Raw genomic sequence first — 20026 nt, 5'->3', positions numbered from 1 at the left:
TTTTTTACGTATTTAAACGGACTGTATGCTAAACGGTACAAAACCTCATAAATAATCCTTTCTGACGTTATGGATAAAGCTCATTACCAGACTTACGCTTGCTAGCGGCGTTTTAGTTGTTCAACACATCTTTACTGGTAAGGAGCAGAAAATGTCGCAACGTAATAGTCTGGATTTACTAAGCCGTAAAGAAGGAATGTGTCTGTTAGAGCAAAGCATGGGTTTTGTCTGGCAGGCAGCGCTTCGGGCGGTCGCGGTCTTAGGCGTCGCAGATCGTCTGGTTGAAGGAAAAAAATCCGTCAAACAACTGGCGAAGGAGTTGAATGTCGACGCTGAATATCTTCATCGAATCATGCGCTTAGTGTCTTCTCGTGGAGTTTTCAACGAATTATCCGAAGCTGAATACAGTCTTAGCCATTCAGCACAATTCCTCTGTTCTGAGCATGAATTTTCCTTGCGTGCGGCGGTGCTCATGCTGACTGACCAAACATTCTGGCAGCCAGCGGCTAAAATGGATGAGATATTGCAAGGTAAACCTGTTTTTAATGAATTGTTTGGTAAGCCTTTTTACGACTACTGGCAGCATGACGATAGGGGATCTGAAAGCAACGTTTTTCATGCCGGTATGGCCTCTATGTCATCCGTAGAGAATGAGGTCATTGCAGATAGCTATTCGTTCCCTCAAAACGCTGTCGTTGCCGATATCGCCGGTGGGTTGGGTAACTTATTGCTGACCGTTTTACGTCGAAATCCGACCTTAACGGGGATCCTTTTCGATCAAAAAGACGTGCTTGAGCGAAATCGACTGCACCTGTTAAAGGATAATCGTCGATGGGAGACCATTGAGGGCAGCTTTTTTGAAGCCTGTCCTGTAGCGGACATTTACCTGCTTAAATACATTTTGATGGACTGGCCTGATGAGAAGGCCATTCAGATCCTTCAATGCTGCAGAACGGCTATGAAAGAAAACGCCCGACTATTAATTTTTGAGCCGCTTATTAAAAAAGAAAATAATGAGCTGGGACGATTTGAAATTGACCTTCTTCTGTTAACAAGCTTTGATGGCGGACGTACACGAACAGAGTCTGAGTATCAGCACTTGTTTGAGCAGACCAATCTGAAGTTGAACAAAATAATAGACACCCGTTCGTATCTGTCGATTTTAGAAGTCGTACCTGTCTGAACTGTTTAAATAACATTCACAGAGCATGCGTCCCGCATTCCGTTTTACCGTATTCCTGCTACGCTTGTTTGTTGTACCAGGAGCATGAATATGAAAAACAAAGATGAACAAACCGGATTAGTGGGGCTGGCGATTGGGGCCGCCGTTATTGGACTGGTTTCAGCGCAGAAACCGATCCATCGCAACAGCATTGTTGATGAACTGGTCAGGCTCGGCAGGCAAAAAGGCGATGGCGTAGAAGATGAGGTTTTCGTTAAGGCCGCCGAGCTGGTGAGAAAAGGGGTATAGCTCATGGCTGAAAGACGAAACGCGAAGTGCCATTGCGGCGCGGTGGCGTTCACCGTTGAGCTCACTGATGGACTCAATACCGCGCGGCGCTGCAGCTGTTCCTTTTGTCGCATGCGGGGCGCGGTCGTCGTCTCTGCGCCGCTGTCAGGCATTAAGGTAACCAAAGGTGAAGATAAGCTCACCGAGTACCGCTTTAACACGGGAACGGCACGGCATTTCTTCTGCTCGGTATGCGGGATCTACACGTTCCATCAGCGGCGTTCTAACCCAAACGAATATGGCGTTAATGTCGCCTGTTTTGAAAACGTTTCACCTTTTGATTTTCCAGAGGTGAAGGTGATGGACGGCGTTAACCATCCCATGGATGGGGATAGTGGGGTATTAGGTTATCTCTCTTTTCGCGAGAAAGGGGAAGATCAGGCATGATTGCCGCCTGGCCACTCTTTTACTCCTCCGGCTATAGTAGGCAGTGGGTAACTGAAACAGGAGAAACTATGCTCTGTGTTGAAAAAGACGATCCGCGTGAGGCCCCTGAATCAGGTGATAAAAAGCCTCAACCTGTAAAAAAATAACGCGACTTACGCGTTTACCCGCCACCGGCACCGCTGGTGGCTTTTTTATTTCCAGGGACAATAGTTAACTGCCATCCAGATGGTTTAATAGCGCGCCGAGATGCCCGACGATATCACCAAAATCAAAAATTAACGCCATCCACAGCAATGCTAAGAGGGTAAGTAAGGCAAGGGATACACGACCAAACAACGCTGTTATCCTTAGTGACGAAAGGGCTATCACCGCAGTTTAACCAGCTTACTTTCAACTTTCCCTCAACCAACCCCTTTCTTAAACTGTCTTTTGTGACGAACTTCAAAAAAAAAGCGAGCCCGCATGATTATGCGGGCTCTGACAATCAGAACTGGTAAACCAGGCCTAACGCTACAACATCATCGGTGCTGATGCCGTTGTCTTTGTAGAAGTTGTCATCTTCATCCAGCAGGTTGATTTTGTAATCAACGTAGGTGGACATGTTTTTGTTGAAGTAATAGGTGACCCCTACGTCAGCGTATTTAACCAGATCCTGGTCGCCCTGGCCGTTGCCCAGATCCTTACCTTTCGACTGCAGGTAGGAAAGGGACGGACGCAGGCCGAAGTCGAACTGGTACTGCGCGGTCACTTCGAAGTTCTGGGTTTTGTTCGCCACGGCGTCGGTATTATCACCATATGGGGTCATATTGCGGGTTTCAGAATACATTGCCGCCAGATAGATGTTATTGGCGTCATACTTCAGGCCCGCCGTCCAGGCATCCGCTTTGTCTCCACCCGCAGTGGTATTCATGACCTGCTCGTTGGTGCGGTCAGAAGAGGTATACGCGGCCCCCGCAGTAATCCCCATGCCGAAGTCATAGGTAGTAGAAATACCGAAGCCGTCACCGTTCTCGTGACGCGTGTCGCGACCGTTGTTGGTGCCTTCCTGATTGTTGCTGGCGTCTTCATTTTTGCCCTGATACTGCAGCGCAAAGTTCAGGCCCTGCACCAGACCGTAGAAGTCGGTGTTACGGTAGGTTGCCACGCCGTTTGCGCGGCCGGTCATGAAGTTGTCGGCTTTGGTGTAGGAGTCGCCACCGAACTCAGGCAGCATATCGGTCCAGCCTTCCACGTCGTACAGGACACCGTAGTTACGACCGTAATCGAAGGAGCCGTAGTCACCCACTTTTACACCGGCGAAGGCCAGACGCGTCCAGGACTGATTATCAGACCCTTCCGTGTTATTGGCCTGAATGTTGTATTCCCACTGCGCATAGCCGGTCATCGTGTTGTTAATCTGGGTTTCACCCTTGAAACCCAGACGCATATAGGTTTGATCGCCGTCAGCACCTTTGTTATCGGAAAAATAGTGCAGACCATCTACTTTTCCGTACAGATCTAATTTGTTACCGTCTTTATTATAAATTTCTGCTGCATGTGCAGAACCAGCTATTAACAGAGCCGGAATCATCAGAGCCAGTACTTTTCTTTGCATTGTGATATTCCTTTGCAGTTGTTTTTATTTAATTACCTGTTGAACTTTCAGAATGAGAAAGTTGTCTCATGCTAAATCACTCCCGTGTAAGAGTAATAAAATATAATTGTTACGAACTAAGTAAAATCTAAACCGAATAAATCGGCGGAAATGATCATTGGTTTGATGAATGATTTAAAAGTAACTATATTAAATTGAAATTATTAATCAGGCGTTAATTAAGGTAATCTGCCCGGCGTTATATGCCTGTAAAATGATTCATCCATAATTAACGTGAATGCTATTAAGGAAACTAAATAGATATTCAATGATTATCTGGATTCGCCCGGTGTGAATACGCCGGGCTTTTTTTATGGCAAAAAAATGCCCGGACAAGCCGGGCAGGGAACTAGTCGCTGGTCGGTTTTTCGGCTTTACCCGCCATCTGCGCCAGGAAGTCATAGCGTTTTTGCAGGTCAGCAGCGGCATCTTTCCAGAGCTGCTCGGCCACTTCCGGCTGCTGGGCGTTAAGGCGACGGAAGCGCTGTTCCTGCATTAACGTCTCGGCCAGGGCATCCGACGGCGGACGCGAATCCAGCGCCAGCGGTAATTTACCCTCGTCTGCACGACGCGGGTCGAACCGGTACAGTGGCCAGAAGCCGGTCGCAGTCAGCTGACGCATCTGGTCGTGGCTGAGGGCCAGATCGTAGCCATGCTCTTCGCAAGGGCTGTAGGCAATGATCAGCGACGGGCCAGGATACGCTTCCGCTTCCTGAATCGCTTTCACCGTCTGGTTTAGCTGGGCACCCAGCGAGATTTGCGCGACGTAAACATGACCGTACATCATCATGCTCACGCCGAGGTCTTTGCGCGCCTTGCGTTTACCGTGTTCGCCGAATTTCGTTACCGCGCCTAACGGCGTCGCTTTCGATGCCTGGCCGCCGGTATTGGAATAACACTGCGTATCCAGAACCAGGATGTTGACGTTTTCGGTCAGGCTCAACACGTGATCCAGCCCGCCAAAGCCGATATCGTAAGCCCAGCCGTCACCGCCAATAAGCCAGATTGATTTTTCGACCAGAGCGTCAGCGTCGGTCAGCAGTTGTTCAGCCCCCGCAACGCCCTGAAGCGCGCGGCGCAGCTCAGCAACCTGCTCACGACGTTCTTCTGGCGTCGCGTCCGCATGAAGCGCGTCATTGAGCTCAGCGGGGATCTGCCCGGCAAACTGCTCCAGCAGGCGCATCACGCGCGCGCGGTGCTGGTCGACGGTCAGGCGGAAGCCCAGGCCGAATTCGGCGTTGTCCTCGAATAGCGAGTTTGCCCACGCCGGACCGCGCCCATTCGCGTCGGTGGTGTACGGCGTAGAAGGCAAATTGCCCCCGTAGATGGATGAACAGCCGGTTGCGTTGGCAATCAACATCCGGTCACCGTACAGCTGGGTAAGCAGCTTGATATACGGCGTTTCACCGCAGCCGGAGCAGGCGCCAGAGTACTCAAACAGCGGCGTAATCAGCTGTGACGTACGAATATCAATACGTTCCAGTTTGCTGCGATCGATTTCAGGCAGATTCAGGAAGAAGTCATAATTGACCTTCTCCTCTTCAACGTGCTCCAGACGCGACATCATATTGATGGCTTTGATCTCCGGATCCTGCCTGTCTTTCGCCGGACAGACCTCGACGCACAGGTTACAGCCGGTGCAATCTTCCGGCGCGACCTGCAGAACGTATTTCTGTCCGCGCATATCGCGAGATTTCACATCCAGCGAATGCAGGCTGGCAGGCGCGGCTTCCATCTCTTCCGGTGAAACCACTTTGGCACGAATGGCGGAGTGCGGGCAGGCCGCAACGCAGTGGTTGCACTGGGTACACAGCTCTTCTTTCCAGATGGGGATCGCTTCGGCAATGTTACGTTTTTCCCAGCGCGTGGTGCCCATCGGCCAGGTGCCATCCGGCGGTAGCGCGGAGACGGGCAGGGCATCGCCCAGGCCGGCCAGCATCGCCGCCGTCACGGTCTTAACGAAATCGGGCGCCGCATCGGACACCACCGGAGGGCGGTTCGGGCTTGCGGCATTCACCGGCTGCAGCGGTACCTCAAACAGCGATTCGCGCGCCAGCGCCAGCGCCTGCCAGTTTCGTTCGACCAGCTCCTGGCCCTTACTGCTGTAGCTTTTGGCAATCGCACCCTGCAGTTCCACCAGCGCGCTGTCGCCCGGCAGAATATTGGTCAGGTGGAAGAAGGCCATTTGCATTACGGTATTAATACGCGCAGCAAGGCCACATTCGCGGGCAATTTTCGCGGCGTTGACCACGTAGAAACGGGCTTTTTTCTGGTTCAGCACCGCCTGAACTTCCTGCGGCAGCCGCGCCCAGACTTCGTCCGCGCTGTACGGCGTATTGAGGAGGAAAATGCCGCCGGGCTTCAGGCGCTCGGCCATCTGGTATTTATCAATAAACTGCAGCTGGTGGCAACCAACAAAATCAGCCTGAGAAATAAGATACGCGGAGCGAATGGGCTGTTCGCTCACGCGCAGGTGGGAAACGGTCAGGCCGCCTGCTTTTTTGGAGTCGTAGACGAAGTACCCCTGGGCATACCACGGCGTGGAGTTGCCGATGATTTTGATGTTGTTTTTGGTCGCGGAGACGCTGCCGTCGCTGCCCAGACCATAGAACAGCGCCTCAAGTTTGGCGGTCGAGAGCAGGGTGTTTTCCGGCAGAGACAGGGAAAGATTCGTCACATCATCATAAATGCCGACGGTAAAGCGCGGTTTGGGTTTCGCTTCGCTTAACTCGTTGAATACCGCCAGCACGCAGTCCGGCCCAAATTCCTTGGAGGACAAGCCATAACGCCCCCCGATTACGCGCGGCAGCGTTTCACGCTCGCCGTGATTAAAGGCTTCTGCCAGGGCGGTCATCACATCCAGATAGAGGGGTTCCGCCTGCGCGCCCGGCTCTTTGGTACGGTCGAGCACCGCCACAGCGCGGGCGCTTTCAGGGAGAGCCGAAAGCAGATGTTTAGCCGAGAACGGACGATAGAGACGCACCTTAAGCACGCCAACTTTTTCACCGCGCGTCAGTAGCTCGTCTACTACCTCTTCACAGGTCCCAATGGCTGACCCCATCAGCACGATCACCCGTTCCGCCTGCGGATGGCCGTAGTACTCGAACGGTTTGTACTCCCGGCCGGTTGCGGCGGCAAAGTCATTCATTGCCTGTTCAACATGGTCGTAAACCGCGTTATACCAGGGGTTAGTGGCCTCGCGGGACTGGAAATAGGTATCCGGGTTCGCCGATGTCCCGCGAATAACCGGGTGTTCAGGATTCAGAGCCCGGGCGCGATGCGCGTCGATTTCCGCCTGCGGCAGCAGATTCAGGATAGTATCGTCGGCCAGCGGGATGATTTTGTTGATTTCATGAGAGGTGCGGAAACCATCAAAGAAGTGAATAAACGGCACGCGGCTTTTGAGCGTGGCGATATGCGAAATTAAGGCAAAGTCCTGCGCTTCCTGAACGCTGCTGGCGCACAGCATCGCGCAGCCGGTCTGGCGCACGGCCATCACGTCGGAGTGATCGCCAAAGATAGAGAGCGCGTGGGTGGCTACGGTACGCGCGGCAACGTGCAGAACGAAGGGCGTCAGCTGACCGGCGAGTTTGTAAAGCGTAGGGATCATTAACAGCAATCCCTGTGAGGAGGTAAACGACGTGGAAAGCGCGCCGGTCTGAAGCGCACCGTGTACCGTGGCAATCGCACCGGCTTCAGACTGCATCTCAACCACTCTCGGGACATCGCCCCAGACGTTTTTTAACCCGTTACCCGCCCATGCATCCGCCTGCTCGGCCATGGTAGAACTTGGCGTAATCGGGTAGATGGCGATAACTTCACTGGTGCGAAACGCGACTGAGGCAACTGCACCATTACCGTCAATAGTTTGCATAGGACAACACCCTTACATTGCGCAAAAAAATAGGGGTCTGTATTACGGCAACAAACCCTGAATATAATCTGTGTATTCTAGCAAACGGGGGATTTTACGATTTTCGCTTTTGTGTCCTTGGTATTCCTGTCATCAATGAGTAGATCAAACTTTTGGCGAAAAAATTGCGAGAAATTGTTTCCGGAGCGCATAAATACGCACTTCCGCTCTCGACGACACGGGATGTGATGCCTATTATGCATAGGTTTCGCATTATTCATGGGGGAGAGAGCATGCGTTCAGCATTTTGGGTAGGGTGTGCCGCGTTATTGTTGTCGGCATGTAGCAGTGAGCCAGTCCAGCAGGCAACGGCAGCCCACGTGGCGCCGGGAATGAAAGCGGCAATGTCCAGTTCAGGTCAGGCCAACTGCGCGATGATTGGCGGTTCGCTGTCTGTCGCCCGCCAGCTTGATGGTTCTGCTATTGGGATGTGCGCCTTGCCAAACGGCAAACGCTGTAGCGAACAGTCGCTTGCCGTTGGAAGCTGCGGTAACTACTGATTATTCTACACGCTTAAACATCAGCGTCTTATCGGCTGTCGCCAGCGTTAACTGGTCCTCAGTCAGGTCGACCTGCGCCCCTTTGCGCAGCATGTCGCCGATGGTCTGATCCAGCTCATTCAGCTGCGGCTCAGTACAGAGCTTGCGCGTCATGGCCAGCGTTTTAACCTTCAGCTCGCCTTCGGACAATTTCCCCTGTCCGTTGAATCGGTTACACATCTGGCCAGAAATGCTGATGTTATTCACCAGGCTCATATCTGGCAGCGCGCTAAAGCTGAGCTCAGGTTGCGTTGTCGCGGTCTTCACGGCCTTACCGTTTACGTTTTCCAGCACAAAGCGGTGGTTTTTAAGTTGCTCCGGCTGTACGGAGGCTTTGCCCGGATTAACGCACCCGGAAAGGACAAGACTAATAACGCTTAACGCAATGAGCTTTTTCATTTTTCTTCTCAAACTATAAATACCGTGAATCTTTTTCCAGTGTAACGATACTCTGCCGTGCGTTAATGGGGTTTATCTGAAAGTGCGGGGGGAAGTACCGGGCAACGCAGCGGTTGCCAGGAATAACGTTAATGCGATTTAAACCCTGCCGCCGTCATCAGCATGCGGAAGAGCATACTGACAGCAGCCAGCGCCAGTACGCTGCCGCCCCAGATAATGGCCAGCCACAGTAATCTTTTCCAGACCGGTTGTTGCATCAGTGATAACCCTCCCCATGCTGAACTTTGCCGCGAAACACGTAGTAGCTCCAGAAGGTGTAGACCAGAATAACGGGAATGATCAACAGCGCGCCCACCAGCATAAAGCCCTGGCTTTGCGTCGGGGCGGCGGCCTGCCACAGGGTGATCGACGGTGGAATAATATGCGGCCAGATGCTGATCCCAAGCCCGCTAAAGCCGAGGAATATCAGCCCCAGCGTCAGGAGAAACGGACGGCTATGGCTGGCGGGATTATTCAGGCAGCGCCACTGGTACAAGCTAAAAATCACCACCAGAGCAGGGACAGGCAGCAGATAAAACAGATTCGGCAGCGTAAACCAGCGCGCAGCGATGGCCGGTTGCGCCAGCGGCGTCCAGAGGCTGATCGCCGCAATAAACGCCAGCAGCACGATTAACAGCGTTTTCGACACCTCACGCATCCGCTCCTGCAGCGCGTTTTCGCTTTTCATCACCAGCCAGGTAGAACCTAACAGCGCATAGGCCACCACCAGCCCTACGCCGCAAAACAGGTTAAACGCGGTAAACCAGTCAAAGGGGCCACCGGTATAGGCCCGGCCGGTGACGGTAAAGCCGTTAATGACGGCGCCTACCGTCACGCCCTGGGTGAACGTTGCCAGAATTGAACCGCCAATAAACGCCTTATCCCAGAAGGGGCGGTGGGCCGGCGTGGCTTTAAAGCGAAACTCAAATGCCACCCCGCGGAAAATAAGTCCGATCAGCATTAACGTCAGCGGAATGGTCAGGGCATCAACGATCACCGCATAGGCCAGCGGGAATGCGCCGAACAGGGCGGCACCGCCAAGTACCAGCCAGGTTTCGTTTCCGTCCCAGACCGGCGCGACGCTGTTGACCATCACGTCGCGATCGTCGGCGTTCTGCGTGGCCGGGAACAGAATGCCAATTCCCAGATCAAAACCGTCCATCACGATATACATCAGCGTGGCGAAGACGATGATCACAAACCAGATAATGGAAAGATCGATACCCATTATGGCTGCTCCTTATGTTCAGTTGTGACGGCAGAAAGCGGGCGCGCCGGACGTCCGTCGGACTCGGTAGCGAAAGTTTCATGCGGCTGTGGGCCTTTACGGATGAGGCGCACCATATAGCTGTAGCCCACGCCGAACACCGAGGTATAGACGACGAAGAAGGCCAGCAGGCTTACGCTCATATGCAGGTCACCGTGGGCAGAAACCGCATCCTTCGTTCGCTGGAGTCCGTAGACCACCCACGGCTGGCGGCCCACTTCGGTGGTGATCCACCCGGCCAGGATGGCAATCAGCCCGGTTGGCCCCATCAGCAGCGCAAACCACAGGAAAGGGCGCGACGAATACACGCGCTTTTTGTAGCGCAGCCAGAGTGCCGTCACCCCGAGCAGCAGCATCAGCATGCCCAGGCCCGCCATGATGCGGAATGACCAGAACACGATGGTGGAATTCGGACGGTCTTCCTTCGGGAACTCTTTGAGGGCCGGAACCTGTTTATCCAGGCTGTGCGTCAGGATAAGACTCCCCAGCGCCGGGATCTCCAGCCCAAAACGGGTGCGCTCCTGTTCCATATCCGGCCAGCCAAACAGCAGCAGCGGGGTAGGCTCACCCGGCGGATTTTCCCAGTGGCCTTCAATAGCGGCAATCTTGGCGGGCTGGTGCTTTAAGGTGTTCAACCCGTGCATATCGCCAACCATGGCCTGGATGGGGGCGACAATCAGCGTCATCCACAGCGCCATCGAAAACATCGCCCGGATGGCAGGGGTATTATTCCCGCGCAGCAGATGCCATGCCGCGGATGCGCCCACAAACAGGGCGCTGCTCAGGAATGCGGCTATCGACATATGCAGCAGGCGGTATGGGAAGGAGGGGTTAAACACCACGGCGAACCAGTCCACCGGCACGACCTGACCGTTGACGATCTCATAGCCCTGCGGGGTCTGCATCCAGCTGTTCGACGAGAGGATCCAGAAGGTAGAAATAATAGTGCCCAACGCCACCATGCAGGTGGCGAAGAAGTGCAGACCCGGCCCGACTTTGTTCCAGCCGAACAGCATCACGCCGAGGAATCCGGCTTCGAGGAAGAAGGCGGTCAGCACTTCATAGGTCAGCAGCGGGCCGGTAATGCTGCCCGCAAACTGTGAAAATCCGCTCCAGTTAGTGCCGAACTGGTAGGCCATCACCAGCCCGGAGACCACGCCCATACCAAAGTTGACGGCAAAAATCTTCGACCAGAAATGGTACAGCGAGCGCCAGACCGGATTTTTGGTTTTCAGCCACAGCCCTTCGAGTACGGCAAGATAGCTTGCCAGGCCAATGGTGATCGCCGGGAAAATAATGTGAAAGGATACGGTAAAGGCAAACTGTATCCGTGCAAGGTGAAAAGCATCTAAACCAAACATGCACAGCCTCAATGTCAAACGGTGTGCTGTTATGGTATAGGGGCAACGTTCGGACTATCAGACGCAGAAAAGTGATTTTTAACCATAACAGTTGGCTTAAAGCTCATGCTTTAGGCATCTGATATACCTCGCGTGAGGAATAAAAACCGTCTTTTTATGAATTTTACGCATAAAACTGCTTGCCTTGTCGTCTGCGCCGTGCGTTAATGGTCCTCTGGTTTTGAGTCCAAATAAATATCTGACGTAGTTTTATAAAGCAGTTCTCATCACGTTGTGCCTCTCCGCAGCCTCTCTTGGGTCTTTATCTACTTTCCGATTCGTTTTGTTTAAAACCATTATTGCCCAATCGGCCCATTAGTAATTTACGTTTTTACGTTCACAGGAGAATCCTATGACTTCTTATATTCATTTCCGCTGCCCGTGCTGTCATGGCTCGCAGTACCGTACCTCAGTCTTTGATATGTCTGAGAAAAACCCACTCGGCGCGAAATGCATCTTTTGCAAATCGTCGATGATTACGCTCGATCACCTGGCCGCCGCGCGTCAGGCGCAAAGCCACGTTACCGAGTACCGTAAGTAATTCGTTTCACGAACTATAACAGTTAGCTAAATCTTCTCTTTTTCTCCTGCTGATATACACTGTCGGTCACAAGGAGAATTTGATGAAAAAATACCAGCGTCTGGCGCAACAAATTATCTCGCAGATTGAGCTTGGCGTATGGCTGCCGGGCGATAAGCTGCCTTCGCTGCGAGAGCAGGTGGCGAGCAGCGGCATGAGTTTTATGACCGTTGGCCACGCGTATCAGATGCTGGAAAGTCAGGGGCGCATTGTCGCCAGACCGCAGTCGGGCTATTACGTTGCCTCGCGCCCGACCGCCCATCAGCCTGCTCCACCTGCCCAGGTGATGCGTGACGAAGTGGTGGATATCAACACCTACATCTTCGACGTCTTACAGGCCAGCCGCGACCCGTCCGTTGTTCCTTTTGCCTCCGCGTTTCCCGATCCCCGACTTTTCCCGCTGCAGCAGCTCAACCGCTCGCTGGCGAACGTCAGCAAAACCGCGACGGCGATGAGCGTGATTGAGAACCTGCCACCGGGTAACGTCGATCTCCGCCACGCCATTGCCCGTCGCTATGCGCAGCAGGGAATGAACATCTCCCCGGAAGAGATTGTGATCACCGCAGGCGCGCTTGAAGCGCTCAATCTCAGCCTGCAGGCGGTAACCGAGCCGGGCGACTGGGTGATAGTCGAAAACCCGTGTTTCTACGGCGCGCTGCAGGCGCTGGAACGCCTGAAGCTCAAAGCGTTGTCGATTGCGACGGATGTCCGCGAGGGGATTGATCTGAATGCCCTTGAACAGGCGCTGAAGGAGTACCCGGTTAAAGCCTGCTGGATCATGACCAACAGTCAGAACCCGCTTGGCTTCACGCTGAGCGCGGAGAAAAAAGCGCAGCTTGTCGCGCTGTTAACGCAGCACAACGTCACCCTGATTGAAGACGATGTCTACAGCGAGCTCTATTTTGGCCGCGAAAAGCCGCTCCCGGCGAAAGCATGGGATCGCCAGGACATGACGCTTCACTGCTCGTCCTTTTCAAAATGCCTGGTGGCCGGTTTTCGCATCGGCTGGGTTGCGGCAGGAAAACACGCGAGACGCATTCAGCAGCTGCAGCTGATGAGCACGCTCTCCACCAGCTCACCCGTGCAGCTGGCGCTGGTGGATTATCTGGCGACGAAACGCTACGACGCCCATCTGCGCCGCCTGCGGCGTACCCTCGCCGAGCGAAAACAGCAGGCCTGGCAGTCTCTTTTGCGCCATATGCCTGCCGGCGTCAAAATTCACCATAACGACAGCGGCTACTTTTTATGGCTGGAGCTTCCGGCGCAGCTGGATGCGGGTCTGCTCAGCGAAAAAGCCTTAACGCACCACATCAGCATTGCGCCCGGAAAGATGTTTTCCACCTCCGACGCGTGGACACCGTTCTTCCGGTTTAATACCTCCTGGGCCTGGGGAGAGCGAGAAGAGCAGGCGGTCATTCAGTTAGGAAAATTAATTAGCGCGATGCTGGAATAAACTTTTCTCCGTTATTTAAATAATCAATTCTTATCCTGATGACGGCACGGCGAATATTTCGCGGTGCCCGGTCATAGGAAATCTGCATACCGTCTCTCGCGGCTAACTCCTTGTCTATAATCCAGTTAACGGGGAATGCGCCCTCGGTCACACCTTGATGAAATTTCCTGAAGCCGTACGGTGCGGCGCATTTGCGCGGTCTACGTTTAATAAGGGAGATATTTTTACGGCACGGCTGCCGCTAAATTTCATTGCGACAGGAGTAACTCTTATGAGCAAACATTTTGCCCGCAGCAGCCTGTGCGCGCTCGGCATGACTATCATGACAGCGCAAGCCGCAGAACCACCAAAGGCCATCGGCGACGGGGAAGGTCGGCTGGATATTATCGCCTGGCCGGGATACATCGAACGCGGACAGACGGATAAAAATTATGACTGGGTCACCCAGTTTGAAAAAGAGACCGGGTGTGCGGTCAACGTCAAGACGGCGGCCACGTCGGATGAAATGGTCAGCCTGATGGCGAAAGGGGGCTATGACCTGGTCACCGCCTCGGGTGACGCCTCCCTGCGCCTGATCATGGGTAAACGCGTCCAGCCCATTAACCCCGACCTCATCCCCAACTGGAAAACCCTCGACGCTCGGATTGTAAAAGGGGAATGGTTTAACGTCGGCGGGAAAGTCTACGGCACGCCATATCAGTGGGGGCCAAACCTGCTGATGTACAACACCAAAACCTTCCCGACGCCGCCGGACAGCTGGAGCGTGGTCTTTACCAAACAGGATCTGCCGGACGGTAAAACCAATCAGGGACGCGTGCAGGCGTATGACGGCCCGATTTATATCGCCGATGCCGCGCTGTTCGTCAAAGCCACTCAGCCGCAGCTGGGTATCCAGGACCCGTACCAGCTCACCGAAAAACAGTATGCCGCCGTGCTCAAGGTGCTTCGCGACCAGCACGCGCTGATCCACCGCTACTGGCATGACACCACCGTCCAGATGAGCGACTTCAAAAATGAAGGCGTCGTGGCCTCCAGCGCCTGGCCGTATCAGGCGAATGCGCTGAAGGCTGAGAACCAGCCCGTTGCCACCGTCTTCCCGAAAGAGGGGGTGACCGGCTGGGCGGATACCACCATGCTGCACGCGCAGGCAAAACACCCGATGTGCGCCTACAAATGGATGAACTGGTCGCTGACGCCGAAAGTTCAGGGCGATCTGGCGGCCTGGTTTGGCTCCCTGCCCGTGGTTGCAGAAGGGTGTAAGGCCAGCACGCTGCTGGGTGATAAAGGCTGCGAAACAAACGGTTATAACGAGTTCGACAAAATCATGTTCTGGAAAACCCCCATCGCAGAAGGCGGCAAATTTGTCCCTTACAGCCGCTGGACGCAGGATTACATCGCCATCATGGGCGGTCGTTAATTGCCCGGGAGCAGAACATGACGTACGCGGTAGAGTTTAACAACGTTTCCCGTCTGTACGGCGACGTACGGGCGGTGGATGGGGTCACCATTGCTATTCGTGACGGAGAGTTTTTCTCCATGCTGGGGCCTTCGGGCTCCGGCAAAACCACCTGCCTGCGTCTGATCGCGGGTTTTGAACAGCTGTCAGGCGGCACGATTTCTATCTTCGGCAAAGAGGCGAGCGAACTGCCTCCCTGGGAGCGGGATGTGAACACCGTCTTTCAGGACTACGCGCTGTTCCCGCATATGTCGATTCTCGACAATGTTGCCTACGGGCTGATGGTCAAAGGCATCGACAGGAAAAAACGCCATGCGCAGGCCCGTGATGCCCTGGAAAAAGTGGGCCTGAGCTTTGCCGTTGCCCGCAAACCCTCGCAACTTTCCGGCGGCCAGCGGCAGCGTGTCGCCATCGCCCGGGCGCTGGTCAATGAGCCGCGCGTCCTGCTGCTGGATGAGCCCTTAGGTGCGCTCGATCTCAAACTGCGTGAACAGATGCAGTTCGAGCTGAAGAAGCTTCAGCAGGAACTCGGCATCACCTTTATTTTTGTCACCCACGATCAGGGCGAGGCCCTTTCCATGTCAGACCGGGTGGCGGTGTTCAATAACGGGCGCATCGAGCAGGTGGATACCCCGCGCGATCTCTACATGCGTCCGCGCACGCCGTTTGTCGCCGGTTTTGTCGGCACGTCCAACGTCTTTGATGCGGGCCTTGCGCAGAAAATATGCGGCATGGAAGGTAGCTATTCCCTGCGCCCGGAACATATTCGCCTTAATGAGGTGGGAGAGGTTCAGGTTCAGGGCATCGTGCAGGCCGTTCAGTATCAGGGAGCAGCCACGCGGCTGGAGCTGAAGCTCGCCGATGGCGCCAAACTGCTGGTGAGCCAGGCCAATCTCAGTGAAACCTCGCCGCTGAGCGGCATTGCGCCGGGGCAGGCGGTGATGGCGTCGTGGTCACGCGAGGCGATGATTCGCCTGCACGAGGAGAGGTGAAATGTCTATGAGCGTTGCGCATCCTCCCGCCTCGCATGGGCGCTTAAGCCGCATGACGGCGCTGTTCTGGCGTAAACCGTCGCTCGGCCTGTTCCTGCTTCTGCTCGCGCCGCTCATGTGGTTTGGCATCGTCTATTTAGGATCGCTTCTGACCCTGCTGTGGCAAGGTTTTTACACCTTTGACGATTTCACCATGGCCGTCACGCCGGATCTGACCCTGGCGAACATTCAGGCGCTTTTTAACCCGGCAAACTACGACATCATCCTGCGCACGTTAACCATGGCGATTGCGGTGACGATTGCCAGCGCCATTCTGGCCTTCCCGATGGCCTGGTACATGGCGCGATACACCCGCGGCAAGTGGAAAGCATTTTTCTATATCGCCGTGATGCTGCCAATGTGGGCGAGCTACATCGTCAAAGCCTACGCCTGGACGCTGCTGCTGGCGAAGGACGGGGTGGCGCAGTGGTTTCTCAACCATATGGGGCTGGAGCCGATCCTGACCTCACTCCTTACGCTCCCGGCGATTGGCGGCAACACCTTGTCCACCTCCGGGCTGGGACGGTTTCTGGTCTTCGTCTACATCTGGCTGCCGTTTATGATCCTGCCCGTCCAGGCGGCGCTGGAACGCCTGCCTGCCTCGCTACTGCAGGCCTCAGCCGACCTCGGCGCGCGCCCTCGTCAGACCTTTCGCTACGTCGTTCTGCCGCTGGCGATCCCGGGTATTGCCGCGGGCTCAATATTCACCTTTTCCCTGACGCTGGGGGATTTCATCGTTCCACAGCTGGTGGGGCCGCCGGGCTACTTCATCGGTAATATGGTCTACTCGCAGCAGGGTGCCATTGGCAATATGCCCATGGCCGCCGCGTTCACGCTGGTGCCCATCGTGCTGATTTCACTCTATCTGGCGTTCGTGAAACGTCTGGGAGCATTCGATGCACTCTGAACGCGCACCGCTGTTCCTGAAAGTGGCAGCGTGGGGAGGCGTTATCTTCCTGCACTTCCCGCTGCTGATTATCGCGACCTATGCCTTTAATACCGAAGACGCGGCCTTCAGCTTTCCGCCGCAGGGGCTGACGCTGAAGTGGTTCAGCGTGGCGGCGGGGCGCGGCGATATTATTGAATCCGTGACGTTGTCACTTCAGATTGCCGCGCTCTCCACCGCGATTGCCCTTGTGCTTGGCACGCTTGCTGCAGCGGCGCTGTGGCGAAGCGAGTTTTTTGGCAAGAATGCGATCTCGCTGTTGCTGCTGTTGCCGATTGCGTTACCGGGGATCATCACCGGTCTGGCGCTGCTGACGGCATTCAAAACGATTGACCTTGAGCCGGGTTTTTTCACCATCGTGGTGGGACACGCCACCTTTTGCGTGGTGGTGGTGTTTAACAACGTGATTGCCCGGTTCAGACGCACCTCCTGGAGCCTGGTGGAAGCGTCGATGGATCTCGGGGCCGACGGATGGCAAACCTTCCGCTATGTGGTGCTGCCCAATCTGGGTTCCGCGCTGCTGGCCGGGGGAATGCTGGCGTTTGCCCTGTCGTTTGACGAGATAATCGTCACAACGTTTACGGCGGGACACGAGCGCACGTTACCGCTGTGGTTGCTCAATCAGCTCGGTCGTCCGCGCGACGTGCCGGTCACCAACGTCGTAGCACTGCTGGTGATGCTGGTGACAACTATTCCCATTCTGGGAGCCTGGTGGCTAACCCGCGACGGCGAGAATATCGCCGGCAGCGGGAAATAACAGTGAATTCAACAGGAAAATGCTATGCAAACACAACTGCTGATAGAGGGAAAACTGGTAACCGGAGAGGGAGAAAAACAGCCGGTCTATAACCCGGCCACTGGAGAACTCCTGCTGGAGATTGCCGAGGCGTCAGCGGCTCAGGTCGACGCGGCGGTTCAGGCGGCCGACCGTGCTTTTGGTGAGTGGGGGCAAACCACGCCGAAAACCCGTGCCGAGTGCCTGCTGAAGCTGGCGGATGCGATTGAAGCGCATGGGGAGGACTTTGCCCGGCTCGAATCCCTCAACTGCGGCAAGCCGCTGCACTGTGCTCTGGGAGATGAAATTCCGGCGGTGGTCGACGTTTTCCGTTTCTTTGCCGGGGCCGCCCGGTGTCTGAACGGGCTGGCCGCCGGGGAGTACCTTGACGGTCACACGTCGATGATCCGCCGCGATCCGGTGGGCGTGGTTGCCTCTATTGCCCCCTGGAACTATCCGCTGATGATGGCGGCCTGGAAGCTGGCACCCGCGCTGGCGGCTGGGAACTGCGTGGTGATTAAGCCCTCAGAGATCACGCCCCTGACCGCGCTGAAGCTGGGGGAGCTGGCAAAAGATATCTTCCCGGCAGGCGTTCTGAACGTCCTGTTTGGCCGGGGTAAAACGGTCGGTGACCCGCTTACCGGGCATGAAAAAGTCCGTATGGTCTCGCTGACCGGTTCGATTGCTACCGGGGAACATATCATCGGCCATACCGCGTCCTCCATTAAACGCACCCACATGGAGCTGGGCGGTAAAGCGCCGGTTATCGTCTTTGATGATGCCGACCTGGATGCGGTTGTCGAAGGGGTGCGGACGTTTGGTTTCTACAATGCCGGACAGGACTGTACGGCGGCCTGCCGTATTTATGCCCAGAAGGGCATTTATGCCGCGCTGGTGGAAAAGCTGGGTGCAGCGGTCGCTACCCTCAAAATGGGTGCGCCGGAGGATGCCTCAACCGAACTGGGACCGCTCAGCTCGGCGGCCCATCTTTCACGCGTCTGTCAGGCCGTCGATGAGGCGAAAGCGCTCGGCCACATCCGCGTTGTCACCGGCGGGAGCAAAAAAGAGGGGGCAGGCTACTACTTCCAGCCAACCCTGCTGGCGGGGGCAAAGCAGGACGACGCTATCGTTCAGCGCGAGGTGTTTGGCCCGGTGGTGAGCGTCACCGAGTTTGACGACGAGACGCAGGTGCTGGCCTGGGCGAACGATTCGCAGTATGGCCTGGCGTCATCGGTCTGGACCAAAGACGTGGGCCGCGCCCATCGCCTGAGCGCGCGGCTGCAATACGGCTGCACTTGGGTGAATACCCATTTTATGCTGGTGAGCGAAATGCCGCACGGCGGCATGAAATTATCCGGCTACGGCAAAGATATGTCGGTCTACGGGCTTGAGGATTATACGGTCGTGCGGCATGTCATGATCAAACACTAAGCCCGCTATGCCTGGCCGCATGCGCGGCCAGGCGTTTCCCACGCCCGCCATGAGTGTTACGCAAGATACTCAATTGTTATTATCCGTAATATTTAAGTGGTTATTCTGTAACGAAAAAACTTGATCTGTATCAACATATGACGCATATTGCGTGCGGTTATTTTTTCGGCTCTGGTATACAGAATGACGTTGTATCAAAAGATGTTGGTTTTCTACGCAATCATGGCTTCCATCTGCGCATTAATTACCTGGTTCCTCTCCAAAGACCGCAAACGTATCCGCCTGCTCAGCGCTTTTCTGGTGGGGTCAACCTGGCCAATGAGCTTTCCCGTTGCGCTGCTGATCTCGCTTTTCTGAAGCACGCTTCCATTTTTAAAAGATGAATATGGCATTCCCGATACGGTAACTGTATAAATACACAGTGCATCGTAAAAGGAGTGCTTATGAACAGTTTTTACTCGCAGCAGGCCGGCTGTACCGTGCGCTGGCATGACCTGCCCGGCACCGGCGATCCCGTGGTGTTCCTTCACGGGCTGGGCTGCGCCTCTTCCTATGAATATCCCCGTGTCGTTCATGACCCGCTGTTTGGCGCGCGCAGAGCGATTCTCATCGACTTGCCCGGCAGCGGCTACAGCGACAAGCCTGAACGCTACAGCTATAAAACCACCGACCAGGCCCACGTTGTGGCGGAGCTGATTGACCACCTAAATCTGGATGCCTTCTGGTTATACGGCCACAGCATGGGCGGCAGCATTGCTATCGAAACGGCCGGGCTGCTGGCGTCGCGCGTGAAGGGGCTGATGGTGTCAGAGCCCAATTTTCATGCGGGTGGGGGGGGGGTTAGCCGGTCTATTGCAGCGCAAACCGAGCAGCAGTTTCTGACGCAGGGCTATGACGCCATGCTCAGCGCGGAAAAAACGGCGTGGGCGGGATGTCTGCAGAGCAATGCGCCATATGCCGTCTGGCGGGGCGCATCGAGCCTGGTGGCGGGCGTTGAGCCCGAATGGGAAGCGCAGTTCCTGTCACTTCCTTGCCCGGTAACGTTGATTTTCGGCGAGCTGTCTCTGCCGGATGACGATGTGGACGATCTGAAGCAAAAGGGCGTTGAGGTAAAAATTATCCCAGCGGCGGGGCATTCGATGTCGTGGGAAAACCCGTCTGCGCTGGCACAGACGTTAGCCGGGTGTATGACGATGTGATTATTGTGCAATTTATCATCGTTGCGAAATGTAGGCCGGGTAAGCGCAGCGCCACCCGGCAACAAAGG

At 55.1% G+C, this 20026-nt stretch carries 20 protein-coding genes; 14 read left to right on the top strand and 6 right to left on the bottom strand.

Going from position 1 to position 20026, the window contains the following annotated elements; translation table 11 throughout:
• Nucleotides 1-151: 151 nt before the first annotated feature.
• From SPH27_RS02900 to SPH27_RS02885, 4 genes are all read left to right on the top strand, one after another.
• Nucleotides 152-1183: a methyltransferase gene (locus tag SPH27_RS02900; protein ID WP_048979168.1), complete on the top strand. Its 1032-nt coding sequence runs from the start codon at nucleotides 152-154 to the stop codon at nucleotides 1181-1183.
• Between the two features lie 90 nt (nucleotides 1184-1273).
• Nucleotides 1274-1471, top strand: a complete 198-nt coding sequence (locus SPH27_RS02895) for a hypothetical protein (RefSeq protein WP_023312007.1) — start codon at nucleotides 1274-1276, stop codon at nucleotides 1469-1471.
• A gap of 3 nt (nucleotides 1472-1474) precedes the next feature.
• A complete protein-coding gene (locus SPH27_RS02890) occupies nucleotides 1475-1897 on the top strand; it encodes a GFA family protein (RefSeq protein WP_045888983.1) in 423 nt (140 codons plus the stop codon).
• A 68-nt stretch (nucleotides 1898-1965) separates the two neighbouring features.
• Nucleotides 1966-2043 carry a hypothetical protein gene (locus tag SPH27_RS02885; RefSeq protein WP_223239581.1) on the top strand — a complete coding sequence of 26 codons (78 nt, stop codon included), beginning with the start codon at nucleotides 1966-1968 and terminating at the stop codon, nucleotides 2041-2043.
• A gap of 338 nt (nucleotides 2044-2381) precedes the next feature.
• Here SPH27_RS02885 and ompC read toward each other — a convergent pair whose 3' ends face one another.
• Together ompC and nifJ are read right to left on the bottom strand one after the other, a co-directional pair.
• The gene (ompC, locus tag SPH27_RS02880; protein WP_059346843.1) at nucleotides 2382-3491 is read right to left on the bottom strand and encodes a porin OmpC; all 1110 of its coding nucleotides are present in this window, start codon (nucleotides 3489-3491) and stop codon (nucleotides 2382-2384) included.
• A 388-nt stretch (nucleotides 3492-3879) separates the two neighbouring features.
• Nucleotides 3880-7404, bottom strand: a complete 3525-nt coding sequence (nifJ, locus tag SPH27_RS02875) for a pyruvate:ferredoxin (flavodoxin) oxidoreductase (RefSeq protein ID WP_096151126.1) — start codon at nucleotides 7402-7404, stop codon at nucleotides 3880-3882.
• A 272-nt stretch (nucleotides 7405-7676) separates the two neighbouring features.
• On the opposite strand from nifJ, the gene SPH27_RS02870 reads away from it, so the two are divergent.
• A complete protein-coding gene (locus tag SPH27_RS02870; RefSeq protein ID WP_023312003.1) occupies nucleotides 7677-7943 on the top strand; it encodes a DUF333 domain-containing protein in 267 nt (88 codons plus the stop codon).
• On the opposite strand, the gene hslJ is transcribed toward SPH27_RS02870, so the two are convergent.
• The 4 genes from hslJ to SPH27_RS02850 all read right to left on the bottom strand — a co-directional run bounded on the left by hslJ (nucleotide 7944) and on the right by SPH27_RS02850 (nucleotide 11048).
• On the bottom strand, nucleotides 7944-8381 hold the full coding sequence (hslJ, locus tag SPH27_RS02865; RefSeq protein WP_182071717.1) for a heat shock protein HslJ: 438 nt from the start codon (nucleotides 8379-8381) through the stop codon (nucleotides 7944-7946).
• A gap of 128 nt (nucleotides 8382-8509) precedes the next feature.
• On the bottom strand, nucleotides 8510-8638 hold the full coding sequence (locus tag SPH27_RS02860) for a DUF2474 domain-containing protein (protein ID WP_008501283.1): 129 nt from the start codon (nucleotides 8636-8638) through the stop codon (nucleotides 8510-8512).
• On the bottom strand, nucleotides 8638-9648 hold the full coding sequence (cydB, locus tag SPH27_RS02855; protein ID WP_182071716.1) for a cytochrome d ubiquinol oxidase subunit II: 1011 nt from the start codon (nucleotides 9646-9648) through the stop codon (nucleotides 8638-8640). The genes SPH27_RS02860 and cydB overlap by 1 nt, the downstream gene beginning before the upstream one ends.
• A complete protein-coding gene (locus SPH27_RS02850; protein ID WP_029741510.1) occupies nucleotides 9648-11048 on the bottom strand; it encodes a cytochrome ubiquinol oxidase subunit I in 1401 nt (466 codons plus the stop codon). The genes cydB and SPH27_RS02850 overlap by 1 nt, the downstream gene beginning before the upstream one ends.
• A gap of 391 nt (nucleotides 11049-11439) precedes the next feature.
• Here SPH27_RS02850 and SPH27_RS02845 point away from each other — a divergent pair, with 391 nt between their 5' ends.
• From SPH27_RS02845 to SPH27_RS02805, 9 genes are all read left to right on the top strand, one after another.
• Nucleotides 11440-11628 (top strand): hypothetical protein, encoded by a 189-nt coding sequence (locus SPH27_RS02845; protein WP_023335881.1) that lies wholly within the window; start codon nucleotides 11440-11442, stop codon nucleotides 11626-11628.
• An 82-nt stretch (nucleotides 11629-11710) separates the two neighbouring features.
• Nucleotides 11711-13120 carry a PLP-dependent aminotransferase family protein gene (locus SPH27_RS02840; protein WP_182071715.1) on the top strand — a complete coding sequence of 470 codons (1410 nt, stop codon included), beginning with the start codon at nucleotides 11711-11713 and terminating at the stop codon, nucleotides 13118-13120.
• A gap of 271 nt (nucleotides 13121-13391) precedes the next feature.
• Nucleotides 13392-14537, top strand: coding sequence for a putative ABC transporter substrate-binding protein YdcS (ydcS, locus tag SPH27_RS02835; protein WP_048977287.1), 1146 nt, complete (start codon nucleotides 13392-13394; stop codon nucleotides 14535-14537).
• A 17-nt stretch (nucleotides 14538-14554) separates the two neighbouring features.
• Entirely contained in the window at nucleotides 14555-15568 is a 1014-nt protein-coding gene (locus SPH27_RS02830; RefSeq protein WP_096151124.1) for an ABC transporter ATP-binding protein, read from the top strand.
• A gap of 1 nt (nucleotide 15569) precedes the next feature.
• Nucleotides 15570-16514, top strand: a complete 945-nt coding sequence (locus SPH27_RS02825) for an ABC transporter permease (RefSeq protein ID WP_023311994.1) — start codon at nucleotides 15570-15572, stop codon at nucleotides 16512-16514.
• Nucleotides 16504-17310, top strand: a complete 807-nt coding sequence (locus SPH27_RS02820) for an ABC transporter permease (protein ID WP_029741505.1) — start codon at nucleotides 16504-16506, stop codon at nucleotides 17308-17310. Before SPH27_RS02825 ends, SPH27_RS02820 begins: the two co-directional genes overlap by 11 nt.
• A 24-nt stretch (nucleotides 17311-17334) precedes the next feature.
• Nucleotides 17335-18759 (top strand): aminobutyraldehyde dehydrogenase, encoded by a 1425-nt coding sequence (gene patD, locus SPH27_RS02815; protein WP_182071714.1) that lies wholly within the window; start codon nucleotides 17335-17337, stop codon nucleotides 18757-18759.
• 183 nt (nucleotides 18760-18942) lie between these two features.
• A complete protein-coding gene (locus tag SPH27_RS02810; protein ID WP_003856960.1) occupies nucleotides 18943-19116 on the top strand; it encodes a GhoT/OrtT family toxin in 174 nt (57 codons plus the stop codon).
• Nucleotides 19117-19202: 86 nt separating this feature from the next.
• On the top strand, nucleotides 19203-19958 hold the full coding sequence (locus SPH27_RS02805; RefSeq protein WP_182071713.1) for an alpha/beta fold hydrolase: 756 nt from the start codon (nucleotides 19203-19205) through the stop codon (nucleotides 19956-19958).
• Nucleotides 19959-20026: the final 68 nt, after the last annotated feature.

The organism is Enterobacter sp. A103 (genome assembly GCF_034427535.1).
Classification (GTDB): Bacteria; Pseudomonadota; Gammaproteobacteria; order Enterobacterales; family Enterobacteriaceae; genus Enterobacter; species Enterobacter asburiae_B.
This window is presented reverse-complemented; position numbering and strand designations above follow the sequence as displayed.